The 15,557-nt window shown below is 40.4% G+C and carries 14 protein-coding genes; 9 read left to right on the forward strand and 5 right to left on the reverse strand.

What is annotated here, in order from left to right; all coding sequences use genetic code 11:
* Positions 1-2: 2 nt before the first annotated feature.
* The 4 genes from CH377_RS15185 to CH377_RS15200 form a co-directional block, all read right to left on the reverse strand.
* Entirely contained in the window at positions 3-3,293 is a 3,291-nt protein-coding gene (locus CH377_RS15185; protein WP_100724606.1) for an efflux RND transporter permease subunit, read from the reverse strand.
* Positions 3,294-3,419: 126 nt separating this feature from the next.
* Positions 3,420-4,148 (reverse strand): class I SAM-dependent methyltransferase, encoded by a 729-nt coding sequence (locus tag CH377_RS15190; protein ID WP_100724607.1) that lies wholly within the window; start codon positions 4,146-4,148, stop codon positions 3,420-3,422.
* Complete coding sequence (locus CH377_RS15195) at positions 4,148-5,452, reverse strand: adenylate/guanylate cyclase domain-containing protein (protein WP_100724608.1); 1,305 nt, start codon at positions 5,450-5,452, stop codon at positions 4,148-4,150. Before CH377_RS15195 ends, CH377_RS15190 begins: the two co-directional genes overlap by 1 nt.
* Positions 5,453-5,485: 33 nt before the next feature.
* Positions 5,486-6,865, reverse strand: a complete 1,380-nt coding sequence (locus CH377_RS15200) for an MptA/MptB family glycosyltransferase (protein ID WP_100724609.1) — start codon at positions 6,863-6,865, stop codon at positions 5,486-5,488.
* A 79-nt stretch (positions 6,866-6,944) separates the two neighbouring features.
* Between CH377_RS15200 and CH377_RS15205 the strand changes: the two genes are divergently transcribed.
* From CH377_RS15205 to CH377_RS15220, 4 genes are all read left to right on the forward strand, one after another.
* Positions 6,945-7,430: a DUF4395 domain-containing protein gene (locus CH377_RS15205; protein ID WP_100724610.1), complete on the forward strand. Its 486-nt coding sequence runs from the start codon at positions 6,945-6,947 to the stop codon at positions 7,428-7,430.
* Between the two features lie 21 nt (positions 7,431-7,451).
* Positions 7,452-7,793 carry an arsenosugar biosynthesis-associated peroxidase-like protein gene (locus CH377_RS15210; RefSeq protein ID WP_100724611.1) on the forward strand — a complete coding sequence of 114 codons (342 nt, stop codon included), beginning with the start codon at positions 7,452-7,454 and terminating at the stop codon, positions 7,791-7,793.
* Positions 7,794-7,807: 14 nt separating this feature from the next.
* The gene (arsS, locus tag CH377_RS15215; RefSeq protein WP_100724612.1) at positions 7,808-8,851 is read left to right on the forward strand and encodes an arsenosugar biosynthesis radical SAM (seleno)protein ArsS; all 1,044 of its coding nucleotides are present in this window, start codon (positions 7,808-7,810) and stop codon (positions 8,849-8,851) included.
* Between the two features lie 159 nt (positions 8,852-9,010).
* Positions 9,011-9,544, forward strand: a complete 534-nt coding sequence (locus tag CH377_RS15220) for an LIC20153 family lipoprotein (protein WP_100724613.1) — start codon at positions 9,011-9,013, stop codon at positions 9,542-9,544.
* Between the two features lie 38 nt (positions 9,545-9,582).
* Here the strand turns inward: CH377_RS15220 and CH377_RS15225 are convergent, their stop codons facing one another.
* Positions 9,583-10,176 carry a TetR/AcrR family transcriptional regulator gene (locus CH377_RS15225; protein WP_100724614.1) on the reverse strand — a complete coding sequence of 198 codons (594 nt, stop codon included), beginning with the start codon at positions 10,174-10,176 and terminating at the stop codon, positions 9,583-9,585.
* A gap of 106 nt (positions 10,177-10,282) precedes the next feature.
* Here CH377_RS15225 and CH377_RS15230 point away from each other — a divergent pair, with 106 nt between their 5' ends.
* The 5 genes from CH377_RS15230 (at position 10,283) to kdpC (ending at position 15,557) form a co-directional block, all read left to right on the forward strand.
* Positions 10,283-10,996 carry a nitroreductase gene (locus CH377_RS15230; RefSeq protein WP_100724615.1) on the forward strand — a complete coding sequence of 238 codons (714 nt, stop codon included), beginning with the start codon at positions 10,283-10,285 and terminating at the stop codon, positions 10,994-10,996.
* Positions 10,997-11,113: 117 nt separating this feature from the next.
* A complete protein-coding gene (gene kdpF / locus CH377_RS15235; RefSeq protein ID WP_008590037.1) occupies positions 11,114-11,197 on the forward strand; it encodes a K(+)-transporting ATPase subunit F in 84 nt (27 codons plus the stop codon).
* A gap of 9 nt (positions 11,198-11,206) precedes the next feature.
* The gene (gene kdpA, locus CH377_RS15240) at positions 11,207-12,889 is read left to right on the forward strand and encodes a potassium-transporting ATPase subunit KdpA (protein WP_100724616.1); all 1,683 of its coding nucleotides are present in this window, start codon (positions 11,207-11,209) and stop codon (positions 12,887-12,889) included.
* A gap of 11 nt (positions 12,890-12,900) precedes the next feature.
* On the forward strand, positions 12,901-14,991 hold the full coding sequence (kdpB, locus tag CH377_RS15245) for a potassium-transporting ATPase subunit KdpB (protein WP_100724617.1): 2,091 nt from the start codon (positions 12,901-12,903) through the stop codon (positions 14,989-14,991).
* Positions 14,988-15,557 (forward strand): potassium-transporting ATPase subunit KdpC, encoded by a 570-nt coding sequence (kdpC, locus tag CH377_RS15250; protein WP_100724618.1) that lies wholly within the window; start codon positions 14,988-14,990, stop codon positions 15,555-15,557. The genes kdpB and kdpC overlap by 4 nt, the downstream gene beginning before the upstream one ends.

The following is a 15,557-nucleotide window of genomic DNA, read 5'->3' on the forward strand; positions in this document are numbered from 1 at the left end:
TCTTACTTCCTTTTTTTCACTCCGTTTTTAGAACGTTTGGATTTAGAACTTCCAACTTCTTCCGGTTCTTCGTGAGTAATCTCTTCTGAATCCCAGGAAACTTCTTCCAAAGTATGCGGGATTCTTTCGTGGGCTCTGGAAGCTTGGAACTCGGACTCCAATTTTCGTTTACGAGCTTCCTTTCTTCTTTCCTGGTCTTGGTAAATATTCAGTAGGAATTCCATCACGATAGGAAGAAGGACTCGAGAAAGAACAGTCGCAACGATTACTCCGAAGATCACCACTGTCGCCAAAGGTCTTTGTACTTCCGCTCCAGCCATGGTGGATATCGCCATCGGAATAAATCCGACTGCAGCAATGATCTCAGTTGTCATTACAGGGCGAAGTGAATGAAGCCCGGCAGACAATACAGCTTTGGAGATGGTGATCCCTTTTTCTAATTCTTCTTTGAGAGTGGAGGCGTATACAACCCCGTTCAATACTGCGATACCGCTCACCGCGATAAATCCAACACCGGCAGGAATACTGAAAGGAAGTCCCCTAAGCACAAGGCCAATGATCCCTCCAGCGACTGCGAGTGGCACGACGATAAACACTCCCGCTGCATAATAGATATTTCCGAATGCGGCGATTAACATCACGAAGATGATGCCGAGTGCGATCGGAACCACGAGCATTAATCTGTTCTTTGCTCTTTGGAAGTTCTCGAATTGACCACCCCAGTCCGTTCTATAACCTTCCGGTAGATTTTTTTCTATATCAGCTGTGACTTTTTGTGCCTCATTTACGAAACCTACTAAGTCTCTTCCTCTTACGTTTGTTTCTACCATGATCCTACGTTTTAAGGATTCTCTATAAATTGCTGCGGGACCTTCTACAAATTCGATGGTTGCTACTTGTCCAAGAGGAACTGTAACTCCGGTAGAAGTCATGACTGGAATATTTTCCAATTTATCTAGATCCGAAACATCCAACTGAAGACGAACTACTAAGTCGAATCGTTTGAATCCTTCGAATACTTTTCCGGCCTTTCTTCCTATACGTAATGATTCTACAGTGGTTAGGATTTCTTCTGCGGCAACGCCGTAACGTGCCATCTTCTGTCTGTCTGCTTTTATCTGGATCAAAGGAAGACCCAGAACTCTTTGCACTCTTAAGTCCGCAGCTCCCGGAACCTTCTTGATCTTATCCGCAAATTTTGCAGCGGTATCCTTTAAAGTTTGGAGATCATCTCCATAAATTTTGATTACCACGTCCGCTTTAGATCCGGAGAGAAGTGCATTTACCCTGTTTTCGATCGGTTGTGAAAGTGATATCGTACTAGAAGGAACGGATTTTAAAATTGCGTCCTTCATTTTATCCATAAGTTCGTTTCGGGAAGAAGCGCTTGTCCATTCTTTAGGAGGAATGAGCTTCACCATAGATTCTCCCTCTTCCGTTCCGATTGGCTCTGCTGCAGATTCACCTCTACCCATCTTGCTGACTACACTTGTCACTTCAGGGAACTGAGCGATCACCTTCTCAATTTCGGTATTCGTATCTCTGGAATAATTGATAGAAGTAGAGGGAAGTCTTTTGATATCTATCGCAAATTCTCCCTCATCAATTCGTGGAAGGAATTCCGATCCTAAGGTGGATCCCAATATTAAAGAAACTGCAAATACACCTATGCCGGCTCTTAAGAATAACTTTTTGTTAGCCATTCCGAAGTCCAAGAGTTGCATATACAATTCTTCCGCTCTGTCCCAAAACTTACTATGATGGAATATTGGAGTTTGGAATATGATACTCGCCGCAGCAGGGAAGGTTGTAAGAGAGAATAAAAGCGCCATGGCAAGTGAGATCGCAACAGTCATTGCCATAGGTTTGAACATTCTACCTTCTACACCTTCTAATGTCATGAGGGGTAGGTATACCAACAAGATAATTCCCACAGAGAAAGCAGCTGCTCTTGCAACCCTCACACAGGAATCAGTAATGATCTGTTCCGCTGCAAGTTTCCTGTCTTCTTGTGAATTCTGTTGTTCATAGAATGCTTGTTTTAGGATAAAACCGTGAAGAACGGATTCCAACATCACGATAGTTCCGTCTACTAAGAGTCCGAAGTCTAATGCTCCCAGAGACATTAAGTTACCAACGATACCGAACATTCTCATAAATATCGTGGCGGCAAGCATCGGGATTGGAATGGATAAGCTGACGAGTAGCGCACCTTTTACTGTTCCGAGTGCAAAGATCAAAACTATGATTACTAGTACCGCAGCTTCTGCCAGGTTTGTGAAGATGGTGCCTAATGTTCTTCCGATAAATTCGGAACGATCATAGAATGTTACGATCTTCATTCCTTCCGGAAGTCTGGCTCTTAATACCTCTACCTTTTCTTTGACCTTTTTTACTACTTCCAAAGAGTTTTGGCCCATAAGCATCATTGCAGTGGCGCCGACTACTTCTCCCTTAGCGTCTTTGGTCATTAGTCCGAAACGAAGTGCTGGGCCGGTTTCTACAGTTGCAATCTGCCCTAAAAGAAGTGGAACACCATCTCTTTCCGTTTGGACTGCAACGTTGCGGATCTCATCCACAGTTTTGAATTGGCTTTCTCCACGAATTACGATTTGTTCCGCACTTTTGGTGATATAACCACCACCTGTGTTCTGGTTGGCGGTCTCTAGTTTATCACAAAGTTGAGATAATGTAATATTATGAACTGCTAATCTTTGGGGATCTATCTTGATCTGATACTGCCTTGCTTCCCCACCAATAATGTTTACGTCGATAATCCCTTCGGTGGATTTTATCTCCCTTGCAAGTTCCCATTCCATATAAGTCCTGAGCTCTTCCGGATTATGGCGATCACTTGTTAGAACGAATTCATAAATATCCCCTAGTCCGGTTGCAATAGGAGAAAGTTCAGGGCTACCATAACCTTTAGGGATCACTGCCTCTGCAGCTCTTAACCTTTCGTTAATGAGCTGTCTTGCAAAATAAATATCAGTCCCATCTTTAAAAATAACTGTAACACTACTCACTCCCGTTCTGGAAATAGAACGAATCTCTGTTACGTGAGGAACTCCAGTAAGTTCCATCTCTATAGGATAAGTAATGAATTGCTCCACCTCTACAGGAGAAAGACCTGGAGACTGGGTGACCACGGAAACCTGAACGTTTGTAATATCCGGAATCGCGTCGATAGAAAGTTGATACGCATTATACAAACCTATTATGGTGATTCCTGCAGTGAGTATCAGGACGAAAATCCTGTTCTTAATGGAGAGACGTATCAGTTTATCTATCATGGAAGGGTTCCGGGCAAGGATACGTACAAATTCCCAGTAACTCCCGACTTGTCGAACGGTTTTTGGGAAAAAGGGTCTCTTAAAAGTAACTATAGAAAGGAACTGATCTGAATGTGGAGGGTCTAATCAAAGCTTTTCAAAAAGTAAAAACTTCATCCCGTTTTTCTCATCCTTTCTTTTCAGTCCAAAATTTTTCTGAGAAACAGTTTTGATCAAATCATCGATCGGAAGTATCAATTTGTTATACGAACTGCAAGTAGCGGTCCAACCTTTATCGGTCTTCTCGTGAAATATATCCGTAACTTCCACTTTATTTTGAATGAATTGTAACTGGCAGGTGAAAATCTGCGATTCTTCCGAACGAACTACGAATAGACTTTTATCTCCGGATTTTCCATAACTCAGATCTCTATAACCTAAAATTAATTTACTTCCTGGAGAAAGGAAACTAGACCAAAGACTTACGGTATTTTCCCAATCTTTTTGGGACTCTAAATGGGTGATCGTATCTCCCATACATAACAGAATTTCCGGAGAAACTCCTTGGTACAAGTCCCTGGATCTGATATCCGCAATCTTTGTTCTGATCTTAGTATCCGGCTTTCTTGTCTTGATCTCCGATAATAATTTTTCGCTGAAGTCTATTGCTAAAACTTGAAATCCTAATTCCTCCAAAGGAATGGATTGTATCCCACTTCCCGCTCCTAGATCCCAAGCGACTCCGTTTCCTTGCGGAGAAATTTCGAAAGATCTGAATATTTCCAATTGGTCTTTTTCCTTAGCGGAAAGATCCCCCAACATCCAGGAATATTTTTCGGCTAAAAAGTTTTCGTAATGTGATTCTGGAGTTTGCATCAGGTCAATTTATAGATAAGAACTTCTTTTTCTCTTCCTTTTACTTTTACTGGGGGAAGGGACTCTGCTTCTAAAAAATGTTTTACATGTTCGTAGACAGTATCTGTGGCTAAAATTTCACTTCCGAAATCTTTGTTCAATTGTTCCACTCTGGAAGCAAGATTGACCGTGTCTCCGATGATAGTGTATTCTTTTCTTTGAGAAGAACCTACACTTCCTGTCATTGCTTCTCCGAAATGTAGACCTATTCCGATTTTAGTTTCGGGGATCTTGCCGGAGACATTCATTTCCAATACTTTTTTTTGGATTTCTAATGCGGCAGAGACTGCATTCTTTGCGTCCTTTCCATTATCAGAGAGTGGTGCGCCGAATACCGCCATAAATCCATCTCCCAAAAATTTGTTTATAATTCCGTTATGTTTATTTACGATCTCTATCATATCTTCGAATAAGGTATTCAAATATGAGATTACTTCCGAAGGACTTTTATCTTCCGAGAATTTTGTAAAGTTTCGGATATCCAGAAACATCACGCATACGTCTTTGTTTTCCGAGGCTGTGTCCGCTTTTTGACTCATCAATTTGTCCACTACGGATGGGGAAACATATTGACCGAACATTCCTAAAATTTCGTTTCTTTCTTCCAGTCGTTCTACTGAGTTTTTTAGGATCTTTTTCAGTCTCAAGCCTACGAGTCCGGCTACGATCCCTGATGCTAAAAATAATCCGGAACGCATGTAAGTAGGAACTTTAGAATAGAAGAAGCTGTAGGCGGATTCTCCGGCTAAAGGAGAGTCCGGGACAAAAAATAAACCGGTGATTAAATATTGGGCCGCAGCTATTGCTCCTGTGAATAGAGAAAGTCCAAACTCCATTCTTAGGACTGAGAGTATTATAAAAATAAAATATAAATTCGAGATGGGAGAATTTGAAGGGACTACGGGATGAGTATGTTTTTGGATCAGAATGAATAATATGATCCCGGGAAGGGAGGTTTCTATTAATGCGTTTCCGAATCTGGGTAGAAGTGGAAGTTTAAATTCTCTTTTTTTTAGATAATTCAGTAATTTTAAAAATCCGAATTCGTAAATCGTTCCGAATGCCAAAGCTCCTATCAATACTTCGAAAGGAAATTCTATCCCCGTACTTTGATTGAATTCTTTTTTTAAAAATAAGAATAGGATACTCCAGGAAATTCCTGCAAATGCAAATGCAGCCAAAAGGATTTTACTTCGGATCTGTTCACTGGCTAGTATCTCTTTTTCCAGTGTGTTAGATAAGGTTTCGAAATGTCTGGATAACATGGATGATTCCTAAGAAGGGGGAGAATTTTCGAATTATATTTGTCTTCTTCTTTCTTTAAGCAAGAGAAAATTTTCCAAGAAGAAGGCCCCAATCGCAAGAGAATATTCCAAGATCATGACCCAATTCTTATCATAAAACGAAGGGGAGGAATAAGTAGAATAAGATAATATCCAGATGGAAGACGCGACCAAGGGCCAAATCGTTTTTGTAAATACGGAAGCTGCAAGGATAGGGAGAAAATACCAAGGATGTACGGTGCTCGAAAATAAATAATACATCCCGCATAAATGGATCCATACTGTGAGTAGAAAAACCGTCTTGTCATTCGTTTCGATTTTAGAAACTTTAAAAGAATAAAGACTGATCGTGAAAATACTTAAGATCCCGAGCACAATTCCGGTAGAATAGGGATACCATGTGTGTCGGATCAAGTTTTTAAGAAGATAATAAACTCCTCCATGGAATTCAAATAATGTAAAATAGACTCCGATCCCTTTTCTCCAATGTTCTTCTAAAATTTTTTCTCCTGTTTCTGAAAATAGAAACCATACAAATGCAGATCCGAATATTAGGATACTGGCACCAAAAAAGAATGAAATAACGCGAGCAGTTGACCTTCTACACCAATAAAAAAACAAAAAGGGTAGGGCTAATAAGGGAAGTATTTTGGTAAGTATAGAAGCCAGATAAAATATAGATCCTCTTAGAACTTTTCCGTTTTCCCAAGAGAGTATTCCTAAGAATAAAAAGAAAAATAAGATAGGTTCAGGATGGCCGTTCCCGATTCCTTCCCAAAGAACGAGTGGATGGAGCCAGTATTTTAGAAAATTTCCGGTTTCTTCTTCCTTTTTTCTTTTTGAAAATATATAAAGAATTCCTAATTCAAATAAAATTAAAATTCCTTTCCAGATTGAGATAGCCCAGAAAACGGAAATCCCTTTTTTTAAGAAGAATACCGGAACTAAAAATAAAAACTGCAATATGGGAGGATATACTGAATAATAATTGGGAGAATTCATTTTGGAGAGTAATTCTTTCTCCAAGTTTTGATCGAACCCCAAATTTACATTTGTGGGAATTTCCGAGTAAGGAGATATACCCTCTGAGACCAAAAGGCCGTCCCATAAAAAACGAAATGAATCTTCCGACAAAAATACAGGAGTAAATAAGAACCAAATCCTGAGTAAGATCCCTGCCCAGATCCCGATCTTCTCCCTACCTTTTGAAAAGAACTTTAGAAATAAGAAATATAGGCTTAGGCTCAGGAAGAATGTTCCGCAGAGTAACCAAATATCGCTTCTTTCGAAGAATAGTGGGAAAAGTGCGAGTGGAACCCCCCAAAGGAGTAAAATTGTAGAAGTGCCTACAAAATCCCGGCAATTATTTGTATATCGTACAATTATATTAACCATTTTGTCCAATATAACGAAAATATTCTTGAATTCCAGAGTGTCAAAGTCTAACTAGGCGAAAGGGTATCGGGCAAGAAGAATGATTCGAATCGGTAATTTTCCAGACACTGTTAATGAATATGCTGCAAGGACCGTTGCGGGCCTGGTTGTCATCTTAAGTTTGGCCGCAATAATTACGCAATCGCTTTGGTTGGTAGGAGCACTTTTCTACGGATTTTCAGCCAGAGTATTATATGGGCCGAAGTTTTCACTATTTGCAAAACTTGCAATACATGGGATTGTACCGTTACTCGGCCTTGGATCTAAAACGGTGGCTGGCCCTCCTAAAAGATTTGCGCAATTCGTTGGAGTGATCTTCAGCGGGACAGCATTTGTTCTGCTATTTTTAGGACAGGTCTTCGCTTTCCAAGTTGTGCTTGGGGTTTTGGTCCTTTTTGCAAGTTTAGAATCCATTTTAGGATTTTGTGCTGGTTGTTTTGTTTTCGGATTTCTGATAAAATGGGGATGGATCCCGGAGGAAGTCTGTGAGAAGTGCAATAACCTGCAATTCGTAATTAAAGAATAATTAAAATGATGGAGGCCTTTTGTGGCTCAAGAAACAACTTATTACAAACCGGAAGATCTGAAAAAATTCGGAAATATCGGAGAATTCGAGCCTGATCTAGCGAAGAAGTTTTTCGACTATTACGGAGCAGTTTTTGCGGATGGAGCTTTATCTGCTAAGGAAAAATCATTGATCGCTCTTGCAGTAGCGCATGTCGTACAATGCCCTTATTGTATTGACGCTTATACTACTGATACAGTAGAAAAAGGTGTAACAGAAGAACAAATCTGGGAAGCGATCCATGTTGGTGCAGCCATCCGTGGAGGAGCAACTTTAGTTCATAGCGTTCAAGCATTAAATAAAGTTAAAGAACTCGGTATATAAGGAGTTTTTAAAGTATGAAATCCCTATTAGCCAGAGGGAGCGAACTCGCTTCTTCCAAAGAACAATTGAAAATTCTTACGGAAGTTTCCGGAAAACTTAATCTGCCTAGTTTTTCTGAAAAATTAAAAGAAGCGGGACTCTATCCTTTGCGCCCTACGGGGGTGGACATACTACAAGTGAACGTGGGGAAACTCTGCAACCAGACCTGCAAACATTGTCATGTGGATGCAGGCCCGGATCGCAGAGAGAATATGAGTAAGGAAACCATGCAAGAATGTTTGGTTGCCCTGGCAACTCCTGGAATTACCACTCTGGATATAACAGGTGGTGCTCCTGAGATGAATCCTAATTTTAGATGGTTTGTAGAAGAAGCTTCTAAACTAGGGAAGAAGATCATGATCCGCTGTAATCTTACCATTCTTCTTGCCGGAGAGAAATACAAAGACCTTCCCGAATTTTTCGCAAAACATAAGGTAGAAGTAGTTTCGAGTCTTCCTTATTTCCAAAAAAGAAGAACAGACGCCCAAAGGGGAGAAGGTGTATTCGATCGTTCTATAGAAGCATTAAGAAAATTGAATGCTGTCGGATATGGTATCCCCGGTTCCGGGCTTGCGTTGAACTTAGTATATAATCCTGTGGGCGCCTTTCTCGCAGGTGGGCAATCCACTTTAGAAAATGATTTCAAAAAGGAATTAAAACAAGTCCACGGAGTTGAGTTTAATTCATTATTCGCACTTACTAATATGCCTATCAGCCGTTTCTTGGAATCATTACTCGAAAATGATAATATAGATGCATATTTGGAAAAGCTCGTGACTGCATTTAATCCGGTAGCGGCGACTGCAGTTATGTGCCGTAACACGTTAAGTGTTGGTTGGGACGGAAGCCTATACGATTGTGATTTTAACCAAATGTTGGATATGAAGATCGAAGGTAATGTAAGCAAAATATCTGAATTCAATAAATCCGTATTGGATTCCAGAGAGATCTTATTGCACCAACATTGTTATGGATGTACCGCGGGAGCAGGCTCTTCTTGCGGTGGTTCCATCGCCTAAGAAAAAAAGTAAAGAAACCTGCCTTTTTTTCCAAATATTAAGCCAGAATGACAGAAATATATATCACTTTCTGCATTTTCTCAAATATTGAGATTGAAACTCAGACCCGTTCTTGGGAAACGAGTATAAGGAACGACTGTTCTGTGGAGATAAACTCAAATGAAACAAAAAGCTATATGGTTATTATTGGTGCTTTTACTCTCGGCCTCTTTCGTAGATTGTAAGAAAGACGATGGTGAAGACCTAACAAACTTGGCACTTTTAAACGCACTTAGTGGCGGGGGAGATTGCTTGGTAGATTTCCCTGGTAAGGCAGCGGTAGGTGTGAATCGTACTCGCGTTACTAAAAATACTACTGGGACAAGTATTGTATGGGGAAGAATTCCATTTGTAAATCACCCGATTGCAATTGTAGAAATTTTAGGTATCCAAAACAACGATTCAGTAGTATTTCACGGTGTTGATGTAATAGAAAATCCGAATGTTTCTGGTCAGCCAACGATTTATGCATCTAATGACTGTCCATTGGCTGAATCCGATATCATCAATGATGGTACTACTAAATTTAATATCTCTGGATCGGATCCTTACACTTATGCAAGTAATAATACAAGTGGAAATTTCTACTTCTTACTTTATATCGTAGGTTCAGGTAATCCTCCGGCAGCTACCGTAGATTATAACGATCTATAATCACTCTTTCAGGACCTGGTGGAACTTGCCAGGTCCATTCACCTCTTTCCCGAATTCTTAATAATTGCATCTACCATTTCCGGTAAATCGTCTAACGCTGAAATTTTTCCCGTCAATTTCCAGATTTGTAATACTCCTTCGTAGCTAGCGAAAATTTTTCGAGCCAAGGATTGAATATCTGCGTTTTTGGGGATCTGTCCTTTCTTTTGCCTTTCTTTTAAATAGATGGCTAGGAAGTCGACTGTTCTCAGAGCCAATTTTTTAACCTCTTCTGAGATAGAAGGAGAGGTGGATGCGATTTGAGCTGCTGTGTTTGCCATGGGACATCCTGCGAATTCGCTATTTCTGGTCTGTCTTCTTAGGATATGAGTCCAGGCTTGTATAAAGTCTCGTGCATTCTCCGATCTGGATTGTAGTTTTTCCAATAAGACTAATTGTTCTTTCCCATAAAATTCTATGTATGCCTTTCCTAAAGAATCCTTGGAAGGGTAATAATCATAAAAGCTTGCTTTTGCAGTCTGGGATTCTTGGATAATTTGATTGATCCCGGTATTCCCGTAACCTTGGGTTTGGAAAAGCTTAACTGCAGTTTCCAAAATCCTGTCTTTTACCCCTTTTTCTTTGGTTGACATTTTCTTTTTCCTGGGATGAAATAACAGACAGACTTGTCTGTTCGGTTCTTTCTTCTTCCAGAAAGACCTAAATTAATCAAAATGCAAGTCTAAATCGGAGGTCTATATGTCTTCTTTATCCCCAGAAACCGAATCGATCGATATATCTGGAATTGCTTCCAGCGTAGAGGAAGCTGTCTTCACCCGTCATAGTATCCGGGATTATCTTTCCAAACCCGTGGAAGATTCCGTATTAAAGGAATTATTCTCTAAGTCTTTGAGAGCACCCAGTTGGAAAAACAGCCAACCTTGGAAGGTGCATGTGGTGAGCGGTGCTAAACGAGATAGAATGGCGGAACTCCTACAGGAAAGGGCAAAACAATCGGAAACTCCTGTGCCTGATACGATTTGGCCTACCGGTTTTCCATCGGATGCAAAGCGTAGAATGTTCGATCTTGGAATGAAAATTTACGGTGCTGCAGGGATTGAAAGAAAGGATAAGGAAGCTAGGGATAAGTTTATGCTCCGGAACTTCGAGTTTTTTGGAGCTCCTACAGCAGTATTCATTACTACTGAATTCGAACTTAATTTTTATATCGCATTGGATATAGGCTGTTTTTTGAACACAGTTATGCTTCTTGCAAGAAGTTACGGATTGGGGACTGTCCCTCAAGCAGCATTATCTGCCTTCCCGGAAGTGGTCCGAAAAGAATTAGGGTTAGCGGAATCCGAAAAAATAGTATGCGGTTTAAGTTTGGGTTATCCTAAGCCTGATTCAACATTAAATAAGTTTCATACGCCAAGGGAAGAAGTTTCCGATTTAGTTAAATTTTATACATAAATCTTAACGCAAAATTAACGCGTTTATCGGCTCCTCTCACGCGGGTTCGCATTGACGAATTCCAAAAAGCAGGTTACGTTTTTGGAATAGACGGAATGTTTCTGCCTGGGAGGAATCTTGTCTTATACATTTCTTATCGTTTTAGTCATTGCATTATGTGGTTATCTCTCCTTCTCTATTTTAAAACCGGAAAAATTTTAGGAGATACCGATGAACGGAAACGACTCGATCTTCTTCTTTTTATATTTTGCAGTTTTATTTCTTCTCTCTCCCTTTTTAGGAATTTATATCGCAGACGTTCTCAAGGGAGAAGTTTCCAAACGATTTCTATTCCTTTCTAAATTTGAATCCTTTCTTTATAAGATCTCCGGAATAAAGGAAGATCAAAATTCGGATTGGAAAGTTTACCTATTTGATATCGGGGTTTTTACACTTTCCAGTTTGGTCTTGGTCTTATTAGGTCTCCATTTTCAGGACATTCTTCCCGGAAACCCGGAAGGTAAGCCAAGAGTTTCTTGGGATCTGGCTTGGAATACTTCCGTGAGTTTCGTGACGAATACGAATTGGCAGGCTTACTCCGGAGAAGTTTCTCTCTCATATTTAAGCCAAATGTTACTTTTAGGAGTACAGAATTTTGTAAGCGCAGGAATCGGGATTGCGGTGCTTGCGGCTATGGCAAGAGGAATGAGTTCTAAGCCGGGTGACTATCCATCCGGACTCGGTAACTTCTATATCGATCTGACCAGAAGTATATTATATATTCTTTTACCGATTTCGATCTTAGTGGCGTTCATTTTGGTCTCTCAAGGTGTTGTCATGGATTTTTCCAAATATGTGGATGCGGTTGGGATCGAAGGTCATTCCGTTAAGATACCGCTTGGGCCTGCTGCTTCTCAAATTGCTATCAAACAATTAGGAACGAATGGGGGTGGGTTTTTCGGCGTAAATTCTGCTCATCCTTTTGAGAACCCGACCGTATTTTCCAGTTGGATCCAATGTATTTTGATCTTACTTCTTCCCGGAGCATTACCTTTTGCTTATGGAAGATGGGTGGGTTCTTGGAAAGCAGGACTATCTATCTTTTTCGGAATGACCCTTCTTTTTTGTTTGAGCCTTTCTATATCTCTTTGGGCAGAAAGTAATTTTGCAGGAAATTGGGAAGGTAAAGAAACCAGATTCGGAGTGGCCCAAAGTATTCTTTGGGGAATGGCTACCACAGCTGCATCTAACGGTTCTGTGAATGCTATGCATGATAGTTTTTCCCCTCTTTCAGGAGGATTAGGTATTTGGAATATTCTTCTGGGTGAAGTTGTATTCGGTGGTGTGGGGGTTGGCCTTATCGGAATGTTATTCTATGTTATCCTTACGGTGTTTATCGCGGGACTAATGGTAGGAAGAACCCCTGAATATTTAGGCAAGAAGATAGAAGCAAAAGAAGTGAAACTTGCGCTTATTGGGGTTTTGGTCCCTGGGCTTTGTATTCTTTTATTCACAGCATTTTCTCTTCTTCATGAATCCGCTCTTTCTTCCAGGACGAATTTGGGACCTCATGGTCTGACTGAGATCTTATATGCTTTTGTCTCCGCTTCCGGGAATAACGGATCTGCATTCGCCGGTTTGAATGCGAATACTCCATTTTATAATATAGCTCTTTCGTTTTGTATGCTTGTAGGAAGATTTGCGGTAATCTTTCCCGCTTTGGGACTAGGCGGTGCCTTATTAGGTAAAAAGATCGCTCCAAAGGGAGAAGGTACGTTCTCTACGGAAAGTCCTCTGTTTGTGTTACTTCTTCTTTCCGTAATCTTCTTGGTAGGAGCTTTAACATTCCTGCCCGTTTTGGTTTTGGGGCCTGGAAGTGAGCATATTCTTTTACATTCCGGTTCTAAGTTTTAGGTTTTAATATTATGAAAAACAAAAATACTTCCTTTTTTCAAGATCCAAAGTCTTTATTAAAAGCGATTTTGGATTCTTTCGTAAAATTGGACCCGAGAGTTCAATGGAAAAATCCTGTGATGTTCATCGTTTATATAGGAGCGATATTAAGTTCTTATGATCTGATTTTTCATCCTGTAAATTTAAGTTTTGGTCTGCAAATTTCCATCTGGTTATGGGTGACGGTTCTTTTTGCGAATTTTGCAGAAGCACTGGCAGAAGGTAGAGGAAAAGCAAAAGCTGAATCTTTGAAAAAAACGAGAAAGGAATCTAAGGCAAATAAACTAAACGGAAGTTCTGTTATTATAGTTCCTTCTTCCGAATTAAGAACTGGGGACAAGGTGGTCTGTCAAGCAGGCGATCAGATCCCAGGTGACGGAGAGGTGGTAGAAGGTATCGCCTCTGTAGATGAGTCCGCGATTACTGGAGAATCTGCGCCTGTGATCAGGGAATCCGGCGGGGATAGGTCTGCAGTCACTGGAGGCACAAAAGTTTTAAGTGATAAGATTATAGTCCAGATCACAACAGATCCCGGAAAAACTTTTATAGATAAAATGATCTCTCTTGTTGAAGGGGCTTCTAGGCAGAAGACTCCGAATGAGATTGCACTCTCCATTCTTCTTTCCGCATTATCTTTGGTATTCTTAGTTGCAATTACATCCCTTGTTCCCGCTGTGATTTATAGTCAAAAAGAAGGTGGAGGAGGTTTAGGACTCTCCGGTTCATTCCCTGCGTTAGTTGGTCTTTTGGTATGTTTGATCCCTACTACGATTGGCGGATTATTATCTGCGATAGGTATCAGCGGAATGGACAGACTAATGAGAAGGAACGTAATCGCTAAATCTGGTAGGGCAATAGAAGCAGCAGGAGATATAGATGTTCTATTACTGGACAAAACAGGGACAATTACCTTGGGAAATAGAATGGCTACTCGATTTGTTCCTGCGCCAGGAATTTCAGAAAAGAAAATAGCAGATGCAGCACAACTTGCTTCTCTTTCAGACGAAACACCTGAAGGAAGATCTATTGTAGTATTAGCGAAAGAAAAATTCGATCTAAGAGGAAGAAATTTATCCGAGTTAGGAGGGCGATTTGTTCCGTTCACTGCAAAAAGTAGAATGAGCGGCGTAGACTTTGATCCTGATGCAGAAGGAAAAACAAAACCTGCGATCAGAAAGGGAGCCTCTGACTCCATCCGAAATTATATTACAGGTTTAGGTGGGGAATATCCAAAGGAAATTTCTGATATAGTAGATGAGATAGCAAGAGAAGGAGGGACACCTTTAGTAGTCTCGGAAGGTAGAGAAATTTTAGGAGTCATTCATTTAAAAGACATTGTAAAAGGTGGGATTAAAGAAAGATTTTCAAGGCTAAGACAGATGGGGATTAGGACAGTGATGATCACTGGAGATAATCCTTTAACAGCGGCAGCTATCGCTGCAGAAGCCGGAGTGGATGATTTTATCGCAGAAGCAACACCGGAAACAAAACTAAAACGTATCCGTGAAGAACAGTCGGGCGGAAAACTTGTGGCAATGATAGGTGATGGAACAAATGACGCACCGGCTTTAGCTCAAGCAGATGTAGGCGTTGCGATGAATACCGGAACCCAAACTGCAAGGGAAGCTGGGAATATGATCGATCTGGATAGTAATCCGACCAAGCTCATAGAAATTGTGGAAATCGGAAAACAACTTTTGATGACAAGAGGTTCTTTGACTACGTTTAGTATCGCAAATGACGTATCTAAATATTTCGTGATCTTGCCGGCTATGTTTGCCGGTCTGTTTCCGGTAGCCGGCGTTGGCGCATTATCTATTTTGAATATTCTGGGTTTTGCAAGTCCTGAATCTGCTGTTTTAAGTGCGGTGATCTTTAATGCCTTGATCCTGGTGTTTTTGGTCCCACTAGCATTAAAAGGTGTGAGTTATAGGCCAGCAGGTGCGGATTCGGTTCTGGCTCGAAATGTATTTATCTATGGTTTTGGCGGACTTATTCTTCCGTTTTTCGGGATCAAAGGAATAGATCTGATTTTAAGTTTTACTCAAAAGGTTTTTGTATGATAAGAGCTGTTTTACAATTAGGGCTTTGGACTTTTGTATGCGGGATATTTTATCCGGTTCTTGTATATGGATTTGCTAAGTTTTCTTTTCCAAAGACAAGTTCAGGTTCTTTAGTTGAAATAGACGGAAAGGTAATCGGTTCTGAGTTACTCGCTCAGTCTTTTGAATCTCCAGAATATTTTCACTGTAGACCTTCTGCAATCGGATATGATCCTTCTTCTTCTGGAGCTTCTAACCTTGGACCTACTAATTCTCAATTATATAAAAAGATAGAGGAAAGAAGATATTACTGGGTTGCAAGAGGAGGAGCTGAGCCTGTGCCTTCAGAACTTTTGCATTCTTCTGGAAGTGGATTAGATCCTCATTTAAGTCCGGAGGCAGTAAAATATCAAATTCCTTTGATTGCAAAAACAAAAGGAATTTCAGAAGATATATTGTTTCAATTGGTAGAAGGATCAATAGAACCTCCTGAATTGGGACTATTCGGTTCTTCCAAGATCAATATTTTAAAATTGAATCTAAAATTGAGATCTGTTTATACAGAAAAGAATATTCAGAAAAATTAA

The sequence above is a fragment of the Leptospira haakeii genome (assembly GCF_002812045.1).
GTDB classification, from domain to species: domain Bacteria; phylum Spirochaetota; class Leptospiria; order Leptospirales; family Leptospiraceae; genus Leptospira_B; species Leptospira_B haakeii.

What these genes read in the sequence shown, in the direction of transcription:
- CH377_RS15185 (WP_100724606.1), bottom strand. Translation starts at nt 3,293, where the DNA reads ATGATAGATAAACTGATACGTCTCTCCATTAAGAACAGGATTTTCGTC.
- CH377_RS15190 (WP_100724607.1), bottom strand. Translation starts at nt 4,148, where the DNA reads ATGCAAACTCCAGAATCACATTACGAAAACTTTTTAGCCGAAAAATAT.
- CH377_RS15195 (WP_100724608.1), bottom strand. Translation starts at nt 5,452, where the DNA reads ATGTTATCCAGACATTTCGAAACCTTATCTAACACACTGGAAAAAGAG.
- CH377_RS15200 (WP_100724609.1), bottom strand. Translation starts at nt 6,865, where the DNA reads ATGGTTAATATAATTGTACGATATACAAATAATTGCCGGGATTTTGTA.
- CH377_RS15205 (WP_100724610.1), top strand. Translation starts at nt 6,945, where the DNA reads ATGATTCGAATCGGTAATTTTCCAGACACTGTTAATGAATATGCTGCA.
- arsS (WP_100724612.1), top strand. Translation starts at nt 7,808, where the DNA reads ATGAAATCCCTATTAGCCAGAGGGAGCGAACTCGCTTCTTCCAAAGAA.
- CH377_RS15220 (WP_100724613.1), top strand. Translation starts at nt 9,011, where the DNA reads ATGAAACAAAAAGCTATATGGTTATTATTGGTGCTTTTACTCTCGGCC.
- CH377_RS15225 (WP_100724614.1), bottom strand. Translation starts at nt 10,176, where the DNA reads ATGTCAACCAAAGAAAAAGGGGTAAAAGACAGGATTTTGGAAACTGCA.
- CH377_RS15230 (WP_100724615.1), top strand. Translation starts at nt 10,283, where the DNA reads ATGTCTTCTTTATCCCCAGAAACCGAATCGATCGATATATCTGGAATT.
- kdpA (WP_100724616.1), top strand. Translation starts at nt 11,207, where the DNA reads ATGAACGGAAACGACTCGATCTTCTTCTTTTTATATTTTGCAGTTTTA.
- kdpB (WP_100724617.1), top strand. Translation starts at nt 12,901, where the DNA reads ATGAAAAACAAAAATACTTCCTTTTTTCAAGATCCAAAGTCTTTATTA.
- kdpC (WP_100724618.1), top strand. Translation starts at nt 14,988, where the DNA reads ATGATAAGAGCTGTTTTACAATTAGGGCTTTGGACTTTTGTATGCGGG.